Raw genomic sequence first — 17,139 nt, 5'->3', positions numbered from 1 at the left:
TCCCGTCTGCCGGTCGACCCGGACTCGATTTGAATGGGGGTTGAGAAAGGACCGGCAGGACCGGTCCCTCCCTGACGTTGTCAGAATGTGCTCAGCCGATATGACAAGGGAATTACCCTCTGTCTTCAGTAAAGCACCACCGACCTGATGGATTCACCGGAATGCATCAGGTCGAAACCCTTGTTGATGTCTTCCAGCGGCATTGTGTGTGTGATCATCGGATCGATCTCGATCTTTCCGTCCATGTACCAGTCGACGATCTTCGGAACATCCGTGCGCCCGCGCGCGCCGCCGAAAGCCGTGCCGCGCCAACTCCGCCCGGTGACCAGCTGAAACGGACGGGTGGAGATCTCGGCGCCCGCCGGAGCCACGCCGATGATGATGCTTTCGCCCCACCCCTTGTGCGCCGCTTCCAGGGCGGTCCGCATCACCTGAACGTTGCCGGTCGCGTCGAAGGTGTAGTCCGCACCGCCTTTGGTGAGGTTTACCAGATAGGGAACCAGATCGCCCTCGACCTCCGACGGGTTCACGAAGTCGGTCATGCCGAAGCGCTCTGCCATTTCCTTCTTGTCGGGATTGAGGTCAACGCCGACAATCTGGTCCGCGCCTGCGAGCCGCAGTCCCTGGATCACGTTGAGGCCGATGCCGCCGAGACCGAAAACGATCGCCCGGGAGCCGATCTCCACCTTGGCCGTGTTGATGACCGCACCAATTCCCGTCGTTACGCCGCAGCCGATATAGCATACCTTGTCGAAGGGCGCGTCGGGGCGAATCTTCGCCAGTGCGATTTCCGGAACCACCGTGTAGTTGGCGAAGGTCGAGGTCCCCATGTAATGAAGGATAGGATCTCCATCCAAGGTGGAAAACCGGGACGATCCGTCAGGCATGAGACCTTGTCCCTGCGTGGCGCGAATCGACTGGCAGAGATTGGTCTTCGGATTAAGGCAGTATTCGCAGCTGCGGCATTCGGGCGTGTAAAGCGGAATGACATGATCGCCCGGTTTCAGGCTCGTCACCCCGGGTCCGACCTCGACGACCACACCCGCACCTTCGTGGCCGAGAATAGCCGGAAAGAGACCTTCCGGATCGGCGCCGGAAAGGGTGAATTCATCGGTGTGGCATATTCCCGTGGCCTTGACCTCAACGAGAACCTCGAAGGCACGCGGACCTTCCAGATTGACAGTTGTTACTTCGAGCGGTTTTCCGGCTCCCACGGCGACAGCTGCACGAACTTCCATTGATCCATCTCCTTAGCGCGAACGTTCGCTGAGACATACCTCTTGGTCATCCGATTGCAAGAACCGAAACGGCACAGGGTGTCGGGATTGCGCTATCTGTGCCGGAACGTTCAGGACGCGGCGACAGAGGCCGGAAGCTGTGTCACTGCGTTTTCCGCGTAGCGCAGCACTGGAACGATTGGCCGCAGCCGATAAAAGACCCATGTCGCATTCAGACAAGCAAGCGACCGAAACCTGATATGCAACCCCATGACCAATCGCGAATATGCGCGGCATTGGACGGGCCGCTGCCTCATAAGCTACGGTTGAGACCTGAACGACTTAACTCCACGGCCGTCGCATCCTGAGCGCCAGGGCCGGTAACCTGAAAACGTGCGGAGCCGCTGCTTTATGAAGCGTTATTCCTTCCTGGAACTGGCGAAAAACGCCTTTTCCGCGCACCAGAATTGGGGTCGCCAATGGCGTGCGCCGGAACCGAAAGCCGAATATGACGTGGTCATTGTCGGCGCCGGTGGCCACGGACTGGCGACCGCCTACTACCTTGCCAAGGAACACGGCATCCGTAATGTGGGTGTAATCGAGAAAGGCTGGCTCGGCGGCGGCAATACAGGCCGGAACACCACAATCGTGCGCTCCAACTATCTTTGGGAGGAAAGCGCGGCCCTCTACAATCACGCGATCGGCCTCTGGCAGAACCTGTCTCAGGACCTCAATTACAACGTCATGTACTCCGCACGTGGCGTCCTCATGCTGGCCCACACCGTTCACGACGTTCAGTCTGCGCAGCGCCATATCCACGCCAATCGGCTCGCCGGCGTGCAGAACGAGTGGCTGACCCCCGAACAGGCGAAAGAATACTGCCCCCCGCTCAACATCTCCAGGAACATCCGCTACCCGGTGATGGGTGGAGCGCTGCAACGCGTCGGCGGCACCGCCCGTCACGACGCCGTCGCCTGGGGGTATGCACGAGGCGCCGACGCTCTGGGTGTCGACATCATTCAGAACTGCGCCGTGACAGGCATCCGCCGAACACCGGACGGTGCCGTGGAGGGCGTTGAAACCGCCAAGGGCTTCATCAAGGCCAAGAAAATCGGCGTCGTGACCGCCGGGCACACGTCTGTGGTCATGTCCATGGCCGGGCTCCGGCTGCCGCTGGAATCCTTTCCCCTGCAGGCCCTTGTCTCCGAACCGGTGAAACCCGCCTTTCCATGTGTGGTCATGTCCAACACGATCCATGCCTATATTTCGCAGTCGGATAAAGGCGAGTTGGTCATCGGCGCGGGGACGGATCAGTTCGTGTCCTACTCCCAGGCTGGCGGCATCCATATCACCAACCACACGATCGACGCGATTTGCGAGCTTTTTCCGCATTTCCGGCGCATGCGCATGCTGCGCAACTGGGGTGGTATCGTCGACACCACGCCGGACCGCTCTCCGATTCTCTCCAAAACATCGGTACCGGGTCTTTACGTCAATTGCGGCTGGGGCACGGGTGGCTTCAAGGCGACACCCGGTTCCGGGCACCTCTTCGCCCACACCATCGCCAAGGACGAGCCGCACCCGATCAACGCACCCTTCACCATCGACCGGTTCAAGACCGGCCGGCTTATCGACGAGGCGGCCGCGGCCGCTGTGGCCCACTAGGGGAGACGCCAGCCATGTTGTTGATTTACTGCCCCTACTGCCAGGTGAAACGCGCCGAAACGGAGTTCCATTGTGGTGGCGAGGCTCATATCGCCCGCCCCTCCGACCCGTCCAAGACAACCGATGAGGACTGGGTGGATTTTCTTTACACGCGCAGCAACATCAAAGGCGTCTATGCCGAACGCTGGCGCCATATCCACGGATGCGGACGCTTCTTCAACGCTGTGCGCGACACGGTGAGCGACGACTTCCTGAAATTCTACAAGGCCGGGGAACCGATGCCGGATCTTAACGCACTTGCTGCGGAGGCAGGCAAATGAGCCAGCCGTTCCGTACAGAGAAAGGTGGCCGGATCGACCGCGCCGAACAGCTGACCTTCACTTTCGACGGCGAGGAGCTGCACGGCCACAAGGGGGACACCCTTGCCTCCGCCCTGTTGGCCAACGGCATTCACCTGGTCGGGCGGTCGTTCAAATATCACCGCCCTCGCGGGATCGTGACCGCCGGCTCGGAAGAGCCCAATGCGCTGGTCGGCATCTACCGTAACGGGGACCAGACACCGAACCTGCGCGCGACCCAGGTTGAACTCTATCAGGACCTGCAGGCGATTTCCCAGAACCGGTTCCCGTCCCTCGGTTTCGACGTCGGGGCGGTCAACGATCTCTTGTCGCCGCTGTTTCCCGCCGGTTTCTACTACAAGACCTTCATGTGGCCGAAATCGTTCTGGGACCGCGTCTATGAACCGATCATCCGTTCAGCGGCGGGGCTCGGCAGACCACCGAAGAACCCCGACCACGATTACTACGGCAATCAATATGCTCACTGTGACGTTCTGGTTGTCGGCTCCGGCCCGGCGGGCCTCGCCGCGACGCTTGCGGCGGCGGAAACCGGAGCGCGGGTTATCCTGTGCGACGAGCAAGCGGAATTCGGTGGGTCTCTCCTGAGCGTAGCCAGCGCGAGCATAGACGGCAAGGACCCCTCGATCTGGGTCAGCGAGACAATTCAGAAGCTCTCCGCGATGGCCAACGTGACCTTGCTGCCGCGTACCACGGCCTTCGGATACTTCGCGCATAATTTCATCGCTCTCGCCGAAAGGGTGACCGAGCATCTGAAGGACCCGGACCCCAAGCTGCCGCGTGAGCGGCTGTGGCAGGTACGGGCCAGGGAAGTCGTCATTGCCGCCGGCGCAATCGAGCGTCCCATGGCGTTTCCGGAAAATGACCGACCCGGTGTAATGCTCGCCGAAGCCGGCCGCACCTATCTGAACCGCTACGGCGTGAAGGTCGGTCACAAGGTTCTGGTCGCCACCGCCTGTGACACGGCCTGGCAGGCCGCTTTCGACCTGGCCGACCACGGTGTCGAAGTGGTGGCTATCGCGGACATCCGCGAGACGCCGCCCGACAACCTGATCAGCATCGCCAAGGCGCGCGGCATCCGTGTCGAAGCCGGCTGTGTGGTGACCGGAACCCTTGGCCGCAAACGGGTCAAGGCAGCGCTGCTGGGCAGGCTCATGACATCCGGACAGGTCGCCTCCGGCGGTCAGGTCGAATGCGACGCTCTGCTGATGTCCGCAGGCTGGACGCCGACCGTAAGCCTTTATTCCCAATCGAGGGGAAAAGTCGTCTGGGACGCGGAAAAAGGCGCCTATGTTCCTGGCAAGCCGGTCCAGAAAGAACGATCGACCGGCGCATCCAAAGGCCTCTACGGTCTTCAGGCGACCCTGGAAGACGGCTATGCCGCCGGCGAAGAAGCCGCCCGAGCGGCGACGGGGAAGACCGCGACCTTCACGCGCGCGACCGCGTCCGGCGGCGAGGCCGGGAACGGTGGAACGCTCGGCGCCCTGCCCCACGACCGCGACGCCTCCCGCGTCAAGGCTTTCGTCGACTACCAGAACGACGTGACGGCGAAAGACGTGAAGCTGGCGGTGCGCGAGGGAATGCACTCCATCGAGCATATCAAGCGCTACACCACCACCGGCATGGCGACCGATCAGGGCCGCCTGTCGAACATGAACGCCCTGCAGATCGCCTCCGGTTCGCTTGAGCGGCCGATGCCCGAAGTGGGACTGACCACGTTCCGGCAGCCTTACACGCCGACCACCTTCGGTCTGTTCGCCGGCGTCGCACGCGGTGATTTCTTCGATCCGGTGCGCAAGACGCCGTCGCATGATTGGGTGGTCGGGAACGGCGGCGTCTTCGAGGACGTCAGCCAATGGAAGCGGGCATGGTATTTCCCCAAAACAGGTGAAGACATGCATGCCGCCGTCGCCCGGGAGTGCAAGACCGTGCGCGAAAGCGTCGGGCTTTTCGACGCCTCCACGCTCGGAAAGATCGAAGTGGTCGGTCCCGATGCCGCCGAATTTCTGGAGCGGATGTACACCAACCCCTGGAAGAAACTGGCACCGGGGCGCTGCCGATACGGTCTTCTGCTCAACGATGCCGGCTTTATCACCGACGATGGCGTGATCGGCCGCCTGGCGGAAGATCGTTTCCATGTCACGACGACGACCGGCGGTGCGCCGAGCGTCTTCGCGACGATGGAAGACTATCTGCAAACCGAATGGCCCGATCTGGACGTCTGGATCACTTCCACCACGGAGCAATACGCGGTCGCGGCCGTTCAAGGCCCCAAGGCCCGGGAGGTTATTGCCCCCTTCATCGAAGGTGTCGACCTCTCCGCCGAGGCCCTGCCGCATATGAGCGTCAAGGAAGCCACCTTCTGCGGCGTTCCCTGCCGCCTGTTCCGGATTTCCTTTACCGGAGAGCTTGGCTTTGAAATCAACGTACCCCGGCGCCACGGCAGGATGCTGTGGGAGACCCTGGCGGCGGAGATCGAGAAGCACGGTGGAACGCCCTATGGCACTGAGAGCATGCACGTTCTGCGCGCCGAAAAAGGCTATATCATTGTCGGCCAGGACACGGATGGCACCGTTACGCCTCACGACGCCGGCATGAGCTGGGCCATCGGCAAGAAGAAGTTCGATTTCGTCGGCAAGCGCGGTCTGGAGCGTCCCGACCTCATCGCTGAAAACCGCAAGCAATTTGTCGGCCTGCTCACCAAGGACCCCAAGGTGAAACTTGAGGAAGGCGCTCAGATCACGACGGCGGAAACTCCGGCAACCGGTACGCCCGCGGAAGGTCATGTGACCTCGTCCTACTATAGCCCGGCGCTGGACCGCACCATCGCACTGGCTGTGGTCAAAAACGGACACGCGCTGGAAGGGCAAACCCTCTACGTCCCCATGCCTGACGGCAGCATTCCGGTCGAGGTGACCGGAACGGTGTTTTACGACAAGGAAGGAGCACGGCTCAATGTCTGACGTTCTGGCCGGCGGCCTGATCACGCCGGATGCCGGCGAAACGCCGCTTCTCAGCCTGAGTTCCCTCTCGATCCTGAAAGCCGCGCCCCTGGCCCGGCTGTCGTTCCGGGCGCGAGAAGCGTCGCTCGGCGCCGCGGGTACCGCCTTTGGCCTGGACCTGCCGGTCGCTCCGCTGTCGTCCAACTCCGCCGAAAAGCGGGCCGCGCTCTGGATGGGCCCAGACGAATGGACCCTGCTGGCCCCGGAAGACGAACTTCAAGCCGTTTTCGATGCGATCGAGTCCGCGCTCTCGGGACATCCACACGCGCTGGTCGACGTTTCCGACCGCTCGGAGACCGTCATCGTCAGCGGAGAACAGGCCGTGTGGCTGCTCAATACCGGTATCTTCATCGATTTCTCGCTTGAGGAGTTCCCGGTAGGAACCGTGACCCGGACAGTCTTTCACAAGGCGCCCGTCATGGTCTGGCGGCTCGCGGAAGAGACGTTCGCGGTCGAGGCCTGGGCGACGTTCATGGACTATGTCTCCGGTCTTCTGGTGCAGTCCGCGAAAGAGCTGGAAGCTGCCTGACGGCTCACGGAACCGGGCAAGACCCGATCTTCGTCTCACGCCTTCCACCGGATACGAAGCGGAAGGCGCGAAACTTGAATTCGGACACGAAAGGTTAACGGAATGCCGGTCCCTGGGTATATCGCCTGACCGGGTCTTGCCATTTCCGTTAAAAGCCCGGCACTCTCGGGCCATGCTCAAGATCGGTTCCTACAACATCCAGAAAGCCATCGGCGTCGATGCCCGCCGCAAGCCACAGCGGATCATGAAAGTCATTCGTGAGCTGGATTGCGATATTCTCGCGCTGCAGGAAGCCGACAAGCGGTTCGGGCCGCGCGCCAGCACGCTCGACCGCAACGTGCTTCTATCCGAAACCGATTACCGGCCGGTGCCCTTCGCCACCAGCGACCGCAGCCTTGGCTGGCACGGCAACGCTCTTTTGATCCGCAAGTCCATCGGCATCCTGGACCACCGCCGGATCGACCTTCCCACTCTTGAGCCGCGCGGCGCCGTCGCCGCGGATCTGACCGTCGGAGGCGAAAAAATACGCATCGCGGCGATGCATCTCAGCCTGGTCGGACATTTCCGCAAGAAGCAGGTCGCGTCGCTGATGCATCAGTTGCACGAGCATCTCGACTATTTACCCACCGTTCTGATCGGCGACCTCAACGAGTGGCGCGACGGTTCCAAGAGCCTGAAACTCTTCGAGCAACACTACGAAGTGACGACCCCCGGCCGCAGCTTTCCGAGCCCGATGCCAGTCGGCAGTCTGGACAGGATCATCACCAGTCCCGAGTTTACCGTCCGGCGCGCCGGCGTACACAAATCCAAGACGGCCCGTGTCGCTTCCGATCACCTGCCCGTATGGGCGGAACTCGCCCTCGAGCCGGCCGGGCACCTTGCCGGATGACGAATGCCGGTCGCCGGTTCTGTTAGGAGCGTAGCGAAAAGCCGGTCACTGAAAAATCACCCCAAGCGCACCAACCAGGGCGGCGGACAAGAGCGCGGTTATGGGAACCGTCACCGCCCAGGCAGCTACTATGGTCAGCAGACTGGCGCGCCGCACGAGCAAACGCCGTTTGTGAACTTCACGATTGCGCAGCGTTTTTCGAGGCTTTAGCTGGTTACCCTCCGCCACATAGCGATTGAGATACCACTCACGGAAAAATCCGACACCAAACACAGCCCCCACCACCGTGTGCGTCGAGGAGACAGGCAACCCGAGGCTCGAAGCAGTCAGGACAGTGACCGCCGTCGCCAAGGTGACGCAAAAGGCCCGTATGGGGCTCAATTTGGTGATCTGCTTCCCGACCACCGTTACCAGGCGGCGGCCGAACAGAAGCAGTCCGGCAGAAATGCCAAATGCCCCGACTCCGGTGACCCAAATGGGAACGTTCGACTGCACCCGTTCGATATACCAGGCGCTCAAATCGGTATCGCCCGCATGGCTGCTGACTATCGCCGCGAGCGGCCCGATGGCGTTGGCGAGATCGTTCGCGCCGTGCGCGAACGACAGAAGAGCCGCCGTCACCATGAGCGGCACCGCAAACAGCTCTTTCAAACCTCTTGAGTTGTCTTCAAGTTCCGGCAACCGGCGCGCGATCACGGTGCGGTAGAGCCGCCAGACAAGCAGACCTGTCAGCAAACTGATACAGGCCCCAAGCCACCCCGGCAGGGGCAACTGATGCTGCACGGACTTGAACAGGAGAAAAGCCGTGAAGATCGCACCGGTCAGGCCTAGGAGCACCGGCAACCAGACATAGGCCGCCTCGAGCCTGTCCCGGCGATAATAGACAAACCTGTTCATGAAGGCCATCAGGACCGCCGCAATGGTGCCGGCGATGACGGGTGCCGTCATCCAGGTGAGCGCGATCGCAGAGACCGTGGACCAGTCGATGGCCGACACTCCGCCGAGTGCCATGCCGGCTCCCACAACCCCGCCAATCACCGAATGTGTCGTTGAAACGGGCGCACCGACAAAGGTTGCAAAGTTGATCCACAAGGCGGAAGCCACCATCGCGGTCAACATGCCTTGCATGAAGATCAGGTTGTCGCCGATGTTCGCGGAACTGAAAATGTCCTGGGAGACAGTCGAGACCACCTCACGGCCCGCCAGAAAGGCTCCGGCCGTCTCGCAAACCGCGGCCAGCAGGAGCGCCCCCGTCAGACTGATGACGCGGGCACCGACCGCGGGACCGACATTGTTGGCGACGTCGTTGGCGCCGATATTGAGCGCCATGTAGCCTGCCGTTGCGCTTGCCGCCGCAATCACGAGCACATGCGACACTTCCTGCGAGAGAACCTCCGCAGCGGCGACGGCGGCGCAAAGAGCAAGAAAAAGCAGAGCAAGCCCCGGCCCGGTCAGCCGGCGTCCCATGGCCTCGGCCGCGTCCGCAAAAAAACCGATCCTGTCGAGATCCTTGTCGAGACCCCTGGAAATCGAGTCATTGTTTTTCAGCAAGCAGCCAACCTCGAAAGGAAGAGCACCGGGCAGGCAACCGAAGCAAAGACCTTCAGCCCGGCGCCAATGATGATCGCGCCGGGAGAAGGCCCATCGGTTTGAACCTGTTTACCGAATCTCGGATTTATGATCGCGCAGGAATCGCTTGAGCGCCGTTTCGTCGGCCGCCTCCATCGCCTGCGATAGCGGCAGCCAAACGCATTTGCGCTGGCCGAGTTCGGGATACTTCTTCAATTGTTTCTTGAACGTGACCTTGAAAACGACAACGGTCGTGCGGAGTTTCAGCCCGGTGCCAAGGCCTTTGAAAGACCGGAAACTTCCCATCGGACGCGTTCCCGCCTTGCCGATCACGCCCGCTTCCTCATAGGCTTCAGTGAGAGCGGTTTCATGGGCAGGCCTATCCTTTTCCGGCCAGCCCTTGGGCAAAATTAACCTCCCCGTGTCCCTTGTGGTCACAAGCAGGATTTCAGGTTCCTTTTTGCCCGGACGCACGCATAGCGCCGCGATCTGCAGACGGGCCGGCTTAACGAATAAGCTTCCCAGCCCCCGCAACCACGAGTCATCTTGCGCCGAAACTGTTCTGGCGATGGTCATCTCCACACCCATTGGGCCTAAACTTAGCCGCTATATATGGAGATTCCGATGCACAGTCCAGAAAAACATGCACTTGGTGCACATCAATACGCGTCTATCGTTCAGACGGCCAGCTCGTCCACTTTTACCGCTACGTGGTCGGCCGTCCAGGCTCCCGGCCAGACTTCCGCCTTGCCGGTTTTCAAGTCTCTCAGCTTTTCAAAAGGCACGCTGGCAATCAAAAACGGCTCTTCTCCCCGGGTTCCCCCCGTCGGAGCTATTTCCGCGGCGATCCCAGAATATCCGAACTCCTCTTCGCAGGGCAGATAGAGCGCGGCGCCTGACACATTGGTGTCGTTTTGTGTCGTTCCCTGCGACCTGCCGACAACACCGCAAACGGCGACGGCGCACATGAGTTCAACGGCCCTTGCCTTCGCACAACCGAAGACACGGTGGTAGCCGGAGTGCATCTCAGTCATCGAAGGCACGATCAAAAGATCGAGATCCTGTTTGGCCAAAAGGCCGCTGAGCGCCGGCATTTCCACATCGAGGCAGATCAGGATCGCCATTTTCAGGCCGTCCAGCTCAAACACCCGCAGTTCTTTTCCGGGGATCAGCCGCCAGGTGTCGGAATTTTGTTCAAAAGGGGTCAGGCACAATTTGTCCTGCCGGATTTCCCGGCCGTCAGACGTCAGAAGAACCGCCGTGTTCGTGATCCCCTCAGGCGTCTTGACCGGCATCGATCCGGCAAGCACCGAGAGACCGTATTGTTTCGGCAAGGGCGCGATCAGGGGGAGCAGCTCTTCGCCGACGCTGGCCAACCAGTCCATTTCCCGGTCGGGCCTCAAACCTTCCGGCTTAAACGCCAGGCAGCACTCATTCAGATACTCTGGAAGTACGAGAAGCTTTGCACCTTCCGAGGAAGCCCGCTTCATTCCGTCCTCGATCTGTTCGGCAAACTCTCTTACGGAGGCCGGAGCGCGACCAAGGTTAAAAGACCAGAGAGCAATAGGATATTCGGTCATGACGCCTGCACCGTTTCAGTTACTGCGCCTGACTTAAAATGTTGTCGCCGGTAAGATCAAGCGGCAATGGCGCCGCCGACGGCTATTCGACAAACAATGCAACGAAGGCGGTCAACACGGCCAGAAACACCGTGCCGACAAAAAAGGCATTCGGCTCTTTTGGAAGCGATTTGAGTTTCGCCGAACGCCGGACCTCGCGTACTCCCTTCAGGGCCCTGTCTGTACGGCGGTCGATTTCCGCAAAATACGGCGAGAGCTCATTCTGAGCGCGCATGCCTGTTCCTCACGATTCCTTCGTTCAGAACAACCCTAGGTGAAGAGGCTTAGCGAAGCGTTAACACCCCATTTACCATGTGAATTCAAAGACGGCTTTTCTGCGGATCGGCGACGTCGAGGATACGCAACTGGACCTTGGGGCTGCCCTGCCACGTATCAATGGAGAGCGTTCCGGCAACGTGAAGAGACTTCCCTCTCCCCTCCAGCAGCATCTGCCCGTGGGGTTTGTCGGCGGCCTTGAAACAAATCGATTTCAATGTGCTGCCGTCTCCGGCTGCCAGCGTCGCCCGTACATGTCCGTTTCCGACAACATCGGCAAAGGACACACGGTGGGACGGAAAAGCGAAGACAGGCTCCGAGTGACCGGCACCGTACGGTCCCGCCTTTTCCAGAAGTTCGAGAAGATCCAGCGTTGCACCGGTCCCGGTCAGGGCCGCGTCGATCGAAAGATCCCGTTTCGAAGCCGCGACCTCCACCGCCTCGGCGAGCGTTTCGTTGAAAAAGGCCTCAAGGTCCGCAGCCTTTTCCCGCCGGACCGTCAGACCGGCGGCCATGGCGTGTCCCCCACCTTTCTCAAGTAATCCGTTTTCGACGGCCTGACGCACCGCCTTGCCGAGATCCACCCCTTGAATGGAGCGGCCGGACCCTGTCCCCTTGCCGCTGGCGTCATAGGCAATCGCGAAGGCCGGACGCCGGTGCGCTTCCTTGAGGCGCGATGCGATCAGGCCGACGATACCCGGATGCCAGTCTTCCGAGCCCGTGAGCAGGACGGCGGGATCGCGGGTCTCGATCGCCATGGCCGCTTCGGCGCCCGCCTGCTCGAGCATGACGGCTTCCATCGCCTGACGCTCGCTGTTGAGCTGGTCGAGGCGTGCCGCGATCGTTCTCGCTTCGTGAGGATCCTCCGTCGTCAGGAGACGCGCACCCAGGGCGGCGTCGCCGATCCGTCCACCCGCATTGATCCGGGGGCCGATCAGAAAACCCAGATGGTAGGGCGCGGGTTTTCCGCTCACTCTGGCCACGTCGGAGAGAGCCGTCAGGCCGTAGTTCGCGCGCCGGTGCATGACCGTGAGTCCACGGGTAACATAGGCACGGTTCAGTCCCTTCAGGGGCACAACGTCGCAGACTGTCCCCAACGCAACCAGATCCAGAAGTGTCATGAGATCGGGCTGCGGACGTGTCTGGAAGGCTCCCCTTCGGCGCAATTCGCGGTTCAGGCCGACCAGAAACAGGAAGGTGACCCCGACCGCGGCGAGATGCCCCTGTCCCGACAGATCATCCTGCCGGTTGGGATTGACCAGGGCGCTGACGTCCGGAAGGCTCTCTCCAACCTGGTGATGGTCAATGACCACCACGTCGAGATCCAGTTTCGAAGCCACTTCGAAAGCCTCGAAGGAGGTACTGCCGCAGTCGAGCGTGACGAGCAATTCGGCTCCGCCCGCACACAGGTTTTCGATAGCCGGCCCGTTCGGTCCGTAGCCTTCTATGATCCTGTCCGGAATATGAATGACGGGGTCGAGCCCCAGCCATTGCAGGTATTTCGCAAACACCGCCGAGGACGTCGCCCCGTCGACGTCATAGTCGCCGAAGATCGCGATCTTTTTGCCGGATTGCACGGCATCCGCGACCCGGGAGACCGCCCGATCCATGTCCACCAGACCGGATGGGTCCGGCATGAGGGACTTGATGGACGGCTCCAGAAATTCGGCAGCGGTCTCCGGGGAAACGCCCCGGGCCGCCATGACCCGGGCCAGAACATCCGGCAAGCCATGCGACTGGGCAATGGCGAGAGCGGCACGGTTTTCAGAGGCACTGAGACGCTCTCGCCAGGCATTGTCGTTTGCCGACCGGGTCACCCCCAGGACCAAGCGCCTTTCGTCTTCTTCCATTGCCCTTGTTCGGTGCCGCCTTAATCCAGATGAAACTTGGCCAGATCCGTGTGCTGGGCCTTGATGTAGCGAACCGTTCCAGTCGACGAGCGCATCACGACGGTATGTGTGGTGATGTGGTTGCGGCCGAAGCGCACGCCCTGCAGAAAGTTGCCGTCCGTTACACCGGTTGCCGCGAACAGGACATCCGGACCGGCCATTTCCTCAAGCTTGTATTTTTTCTTGATGTCGTCGATGCCCATGCGATGCGCCCGTTCGACCTGCTCGTCGCGGGTGATCACGAGGCGGCTCTGCATCTGGCCGCCAATACAGCGAAGCGCGGCCGCCGCCAGCACACCTTCAGGCGCACCGCCAATACCGGCGTAAATATCGATCCCCGTTTCATCCGGATCGGTCGTATGAATGACGCCGGCAACGTCGCCGTCGCCGATCAGGCGGATGGCGGCTCCCGTGGCGCGGATTTCCTCGATCAGGCGGGCATGGCGCGGCCGGTCGAGCACACAAGCCGTCACCTCCTCGACCTTGACGCCTTTTTCCTTCGCAACGGCGGCAATGTTTTCAGCGATCGGCACATCGAGATCGATCAGGTTGTCAGGATAGCCGGGGCCAATCGCGATCTTGTCCATGTAGCTGTCCGGGGCGTTCAGAAGATCGCCCTCAGGCGCCAGCGCGATCACGGCCAACGAATTCGGCAGGTTCTTGGCGCAGATTGTCGTGCCTTCCAGGGGGTCGAGCGCGATGTCGACCTTCGGCCCCTGTTTTGTGCCGACATTTTCGCCGATATAGAGCATCGGCGCTTCGTCGCGTTCGCCTTCGCCGATGACAACGGTGCCGTCAATCGGCAAACGGTTCAGTTCGCGCCGCATCGCGTCGACCGCCGCCTGGTCCGCCGCCATTTCGTCGCCATGGCCGCGCAGCCGGGCAGCCGAAACAGCCGCTCTTTCGCTGACGCGCGCCAGTTCGAGGGTCAAAATGCGATCGAGGCCGCTTGACGGCTGGTTTTCAGTATTGGACATCAACATCTCCGCTCTCCCCGCAAGATAGCTGGACAGGCACTCTACTCAGTTCAGTTTTTCAATTCGGATCATCTGTGGGCGCTCGGCGACCACACCTTTGGACATAATCGTCTCCAACGCCTCCTTGATCGCGACCTCGGTGGTTTCATACGTGATCAAGATGACAGGTTGAGGCACATCGGCGTCAAATCTTGCCGGAGCGTCTTCTCCCGCATGGCGCTTCTGGACGATCGATTCCAGAGAGATTCCCACGTCGCCCATGCACCGTGCGATCTCGGCGAATGCACCCGGTCTGTCAAAAACCGACAGGCGAATGTAATAGCCCCCTTCGTGAAGGCGCATCCGGGCGCGTTGATACTCTTTCAGATCGGCGGACGGGGTTCCAAGCACCGGCGTTTCATCGCCCCGGGCAACATCGGCAATATCGGCAACCACAGAGGAAGCCGTGGCATCGCCACCGGCCCCCGGACCCACAAGAACGATTTCGCCGACGAAATCACCGTCCACGGCCACCGCGTTCAGGACGCCGTCGATCCGCGCGATCGCGGATGTTTTCGGAACCATCGTGGGATGGACCCGCTGTTCGATACCGGTTTCCGTCATCAGCGCCACTCCGAGCAGCTTGATCCTGTAGCCCAGTTCGTCGGCCGCCTGAATGTCTGCGGTCGTAATCGAGGTGATGCCTTCCATATAAATGTCGTCGGCGGCGATTTTCGTCCCGAAAGCCAGGCTGGTGAGGATCGCCAGCTTGTGTGCCGTATCGTTGCCCTCGATATCGAATGTCGGATCGGCCTCCGCGTAGCCAAGGCGCTGCGCATCGGCGAGACACTCCTCGAAACTGATCCCCTCGGCTTCCATCCGGGTCAGAATGTAATTGCAGGTGCCGTTCAAGATACCGTAGATCCGGCCGATGCCGTTGCCGGCCATGGATTCCCGCAGCGTCTTGACGATCGGAATTCCGCCGGCCACGGCGGCCTCATAGTTCAGACACGCCTCGTTGTCTTCGGCGAGGCCGGCAAGGTCCACACCGTGACGGGCCAGCAGCGCCTTGTTCGCGGTGACGACATGGATACCCCGGCTCAGGGCGGCACGCACGCTGTCTTCCGCCGGGCCGCTGTCGCCCCCGATAAGCTCCACGAAAATATCGATGTCGGCCTTTTCCGCCATTTCAACAGGATCGGTGAACCAATCGAAAGAAGAAACATCAACTCCTCTGTCCTTGGACCTGTCGCGCGCGCTCACCGCGGTGACGCTCACTGCCCGGCCGGACTTGCGAGCGATCTGCCCGCCATGTTTTGTCAGAAGTTGAATGACAGACGCTCCGACGGTCCCCAGACCTGCAACGCCTATTTTCAATGGTTCAGCCATATGGAGTTAAATCCAGTCCTGTTCAACGAGAACTCTCAAGCGGGATGACGTTGTGCAGCTTTTGCTCCGCGGTTTCAAGGAAGCGGCGGATATTTCTTGCGGCCTGACGCAATCTTTGTTCGTTTTCCACCAATCCGATACGCACGTATTCGTCCCCGTGTTCGCCGAAGCCGATGCCCGGTGCGACAGCAACCTCGGCACGTTCCAGCAGCAGCTTGGAAAACTCCAGACTTCCCAAAGAACGGAACTGCTCCGGGATCGGCGCCCAGCAGAACATGCTGGCCTCGGGGGCCGGAATATCCCAGCCGGCACGCCCGAAACTATCGACAACGACATCCCTGCGCCGCTTGTAGATTTCCCGGGTTTCGCTGATACAGTCCTCCGGTCCGTTCAACGCGGCGGTCGCGGCCACCTGAATGGGGGTGAAGGCACCGTAGTCCAGATAGGACTTGACCCGGGCGAGCGCCGCGATCAACCGCTCGTTGCCGACCGCAAATCCCATACGCCAGCCCGGCATGGAAAACGTCTTTGAAAGCGAAGTGAATTCGACCGTGATATCCAGCGCGCCCGGCACCTGCAGGACCGAGGGCGGCGGCGTCTCGCCGAAATAGATCTCCGAGTAAGCCAGATCCGAAAGAATGAAGATGTTGTGCTTGCGCGCGAACGCAACGACGTCCCTGTAGAACTCCAGGTCCGCGCAACAGGCCGTCGGATTTGACGGGTAGCACAGGATGATAGCGATGGGTTTCGGCACGGAATGAATGACCGCGCGTTCCAGTGCGTCGAAGAAGCCCGTCCCCGGCTCTGCCGGTATGTTCCGGATGGAGGCCCCGGCCATCAGGAAACCGAAGGTGTGGATCGGATAGCTCGGGTTCGGGCTCAGAATGACGTCACCCGGCGCCGAAATGGCCTGGGCCATGTTCGCGAAGCCTTCCTTGGAGCCGAGCGTCGCGATCACCTGGCTGTCGGGATCGAGCTTCACGCCAAACCGGCGGCCGTAATAGGCGGCCTGCGCCTTGCGCAGCCCCTGTATCCCTTTCGAAGCGGAATACCGGTGGGTGCGCGGGTCCTGGACCACCTCGGTCAGCTTGTCGACGATATGTTTAGGCGTGGGCAGGTCCGGATTTCCCATGCCAAGATCGATGATGTCCGCCCCTGCCCCGCGCGCCTTCGCCTTCAAACGGTTGACCTGTTCGAACACATACGGCGGCAGCCGTTTGACTTTGTGGAATTCCTCCATGGCGCGGATCCTTGCGAGTTGACCTTGGATCAAGGGACATCCGATCGAAACCGGGCGGGTATCCGCTGATCGATTTAGACAGTTGGAGCATCTTGATTGCGTTCGTCCGAGCGCAGACAAGATGCTCCATCGGCCGCATGGAACACCGGACGTTGCACCAAGCGGCGCGGCTCTTTTAACAGCCTCAACCGAAATGCGCACCCGTCTTTAGCTCAATAGCCATCTAAACTTAAGGCGACCTGAACGCCAATCGCACCGGTTCCATGCCGGTTCACGGCGTAGTCGCCGATCCTGTCTATTCCGAGGCAAGGGATTTCAAATAGGCTTCCGTCGCCTCGCGGTCCCTGGCGTTGATCAGACCGGACGCTTCGGCGCCCCCGACCGGGGACCCGTATCCCTTCGGTGGCGGCACGTTGCTGCTGACAGTACCGGGATTTGCCTTGAGAGCATCCACGAGCGGCGTACCGGGCCCGATCGCGCAGGAGCAGAGCCAAAGCGACAGTATGCTGCAAATCGCCACAGGGTGCGTGCGTCTCATTGAGC

The 17,139-nt window shown here is 61.0% G+C and carries 15 protein-coding genes; 5 read left to right on the top strand and 10 right to left on the bottom strand.

Annotated features, from left to right (window positions below):
* Positions 1-125: 125 nt before the first annotated feature.
* Positions 126-1,238 carry an S-(hydroxymethyl)glutathione dehydrogenase/class III alcohol dehydrogenase gene (locus JF539_RS08340; protein ID WP_207139836.1) on the bottom strand — a complete coding sequence of 371 codons (1,113 nt, stop codon included), beginning with the start codon at positions 1,236-1,238 and terminating at the stop codon, positions 126-128.
* 390 nt (positions 1,239-1,628) lie between these two features.
* On the opposite strand from JF539_RS08340, the gene JF539_RS08335 reads away from it, so the two are divergent.
* The 5 genes from JF539_RS08335 (at position 1,629) to JF539_RS08315 (ending at position 7,658) form a co-directional block, all read left to right on the top strand.
* Positions 1,629-2,882, top strand: a complete 1,254-nt coding sequence (locus tag JF539_RS08335; protein ID WP_207139835.1) for a sarcosine oxidase subunit beta family protein — start codon at positions 1,629-1,631, stop codon at positions 2,880-2,882.
* 14 nt (positions 2,883-2,896) lie between these two features.
* A complete protein-coding gene (locus tag JF539_RS08330; protein WP_207139834.1) occupies positions 2,897-3,202 on the top strand; it encodes a sarcosine oxidase subunit delta in 306 nt (101 codons plus the stop codon).
* Positions 3,199-6,201, top strand: a complete 3,003-nt coding sequence (locus JF539_RS08325; protein WP_207139833.1) for a sarcosine oxidase subunit alpha family protein — start codon at positions 3,199-3,201, stop codon at positions 6,199-6,201. The genes JF539_RS08330 and JF539_RS08325 overlap by 4 nt, the downstream gene beginning before the upstream one ends.
* Positions 6,194-6,769, top strand: a complete 576-nt coding sequence (locus JF539_RS08320; protein ID WP_207139832.1) for a sarcosine oxidase subunit gamma — start codon at positions 6,194-6,196, stop codon at positions 6,767-6,769. Before JF539_RS08325 ends, JF539_RS08320 begins: the two co-directional genes overlap by 8 nt.
* A gap of 172 nt (positions 6,770-6,941) precedes the next feature.
* Positions 6,942-7,658 carry an endonuclease/exonuclease/phosphatase family protein gene (locus JF539_RS08315; protein ID WP_207139831.1) on the top strand — a complete coding sequence of 239 codons (717 nt, stop codon included), beginning with the start codon at positions 6,942-6,944 and terminating at the stop codon, positions 7,656-7,658.
* A 45-nt stretch (positions 7,659-7,703) separates the two neighbouring features.
* Here the strand turns inward: JF539_RS08315 and JF539_RS08310 are convergent, their stop codons facing one another.
* From JF539_RS08310 to JF539_RS08270, 9 genes are all read right to left on the bottom strand, one after another.
* A complete protein-coding gene (locus JF539_RS08310) occupies positions 7,704-9,209 on the bottom strand; it encodes an anion permease (protein ID WP_328809216.1) in 1,506 nt (501 codons plus the stop codon).
* Between the two features lie 108 nt (positions 9,210-9,317).
* Entirely contained in the window at positions 9,318-9,803 is a 486-nt protein-coding gene (locus tag JF539_RS08305; protein ID WP_207139830.1) for an NUDIX hydrolase, read from the bottom strand.
* Between the two features lie 101 nt (positions 9,804-9,904).
* A complete protein-coding gene (locus tag JF539_RS08300; RefSeq protein ID WP_207139829.1) occupies positions 9,905-10,807 on the bottom strand; it encodes a nitrilase-related carbon-nitrogen hydrolase in 903 nt (300 codons plus the stop codon).
* A gap of 82 nt (positions 10,808-10,889) precedes the next feature.
* Positions 10,890-11,081 carry a hypothetical protein gene (locus JF539_RS08295; RefSeq protein ID WP_207139828.1) on the bottom strand — a complete coding sequence of 64 codons (192 nt, stop codon included), beginning with the start codon at positions 11,079-11,081 and terminating at the stop codon, positions 10,890-10,892.
* Between the two features lie 85 nt (positions 11,082-11,166).
* Positions 11,167-12,972 (bottom strand): single-stranded-DNA-specific exonuclease RecJ, encoded by a 1,806-nt coding sequence (gene recJ, locus JF539_RS08290; RefSeq protein WP_207139827.1) that lies wholly within the window; start codon positions 12,970-12,972, stop codon positions 11,167-11,169.
* A 20-nt stretch (positions 12,973-12,992) separates the two neighbouring features.
* Complete coding sequence (gene glpX / locus JF539_RS08285; RefSeq protein ID WP_209017051.1) at positions 12,993-13,988, bottom strand: class II fructose-bisphosphatase; 996 nt, start codon at positions 13,986-13,988, stop codon at positions 12,993-12,995.
* A 45-nt stretch (positions 13,989-14,033) separates the two neighbouring features.
* The gene (locus JF539_RS08280; RefSeq protein ID WP_207139825.1) at positions 14,034-15,356 is read right to left on the bottom strand and encodes a homoserine dehydrogenase; all 1,323 of its coding nucleotides are present in this window, start codon (positions 15,354-15,356) and stop codon (positions 14,034-14,036) included.
* Between the two features lie 22 nt (positions 15,357-15,378).
* Entirely contained in the window at positions 15,379-16,596 is a 1,218-nt protein-coding gene (locus JF539_RS08275) for an LL-diaminopimelate aminotransferase (RefSeq protein ID WP_207139824.1), read from the bottom strand.
* Between the two features lie 295 nt (positions 16,597-16,891).
* Positions 16,892-17,134: a hypothetical protein gene (locus JF539_RS08270; protein ID WP_207139823.1), complete on the bottom strand. Its 243-nt coding sequence runs from the start codon at positions 17,132-17,134 to the stop codon at positions 16,892-16,894.
* Positions 17,135-17,139 lie beyond the last annotated feature (5 nt).

This window comes from Roseibium aggregatum, from assembly GCF_017309185.1.
Classification (GTDB): Bacteria; Pseudomonadota; Alphaproteobacteria; order Rhizobiales; family Stappiaceae; genus Roseibium; species Roseibium aggregatum_B.
The sequence above is the reverse complement of the archived record's forward strand: the minus strand, read 5'-3'. Positions and strand labels throughout refer to the sequence as shown.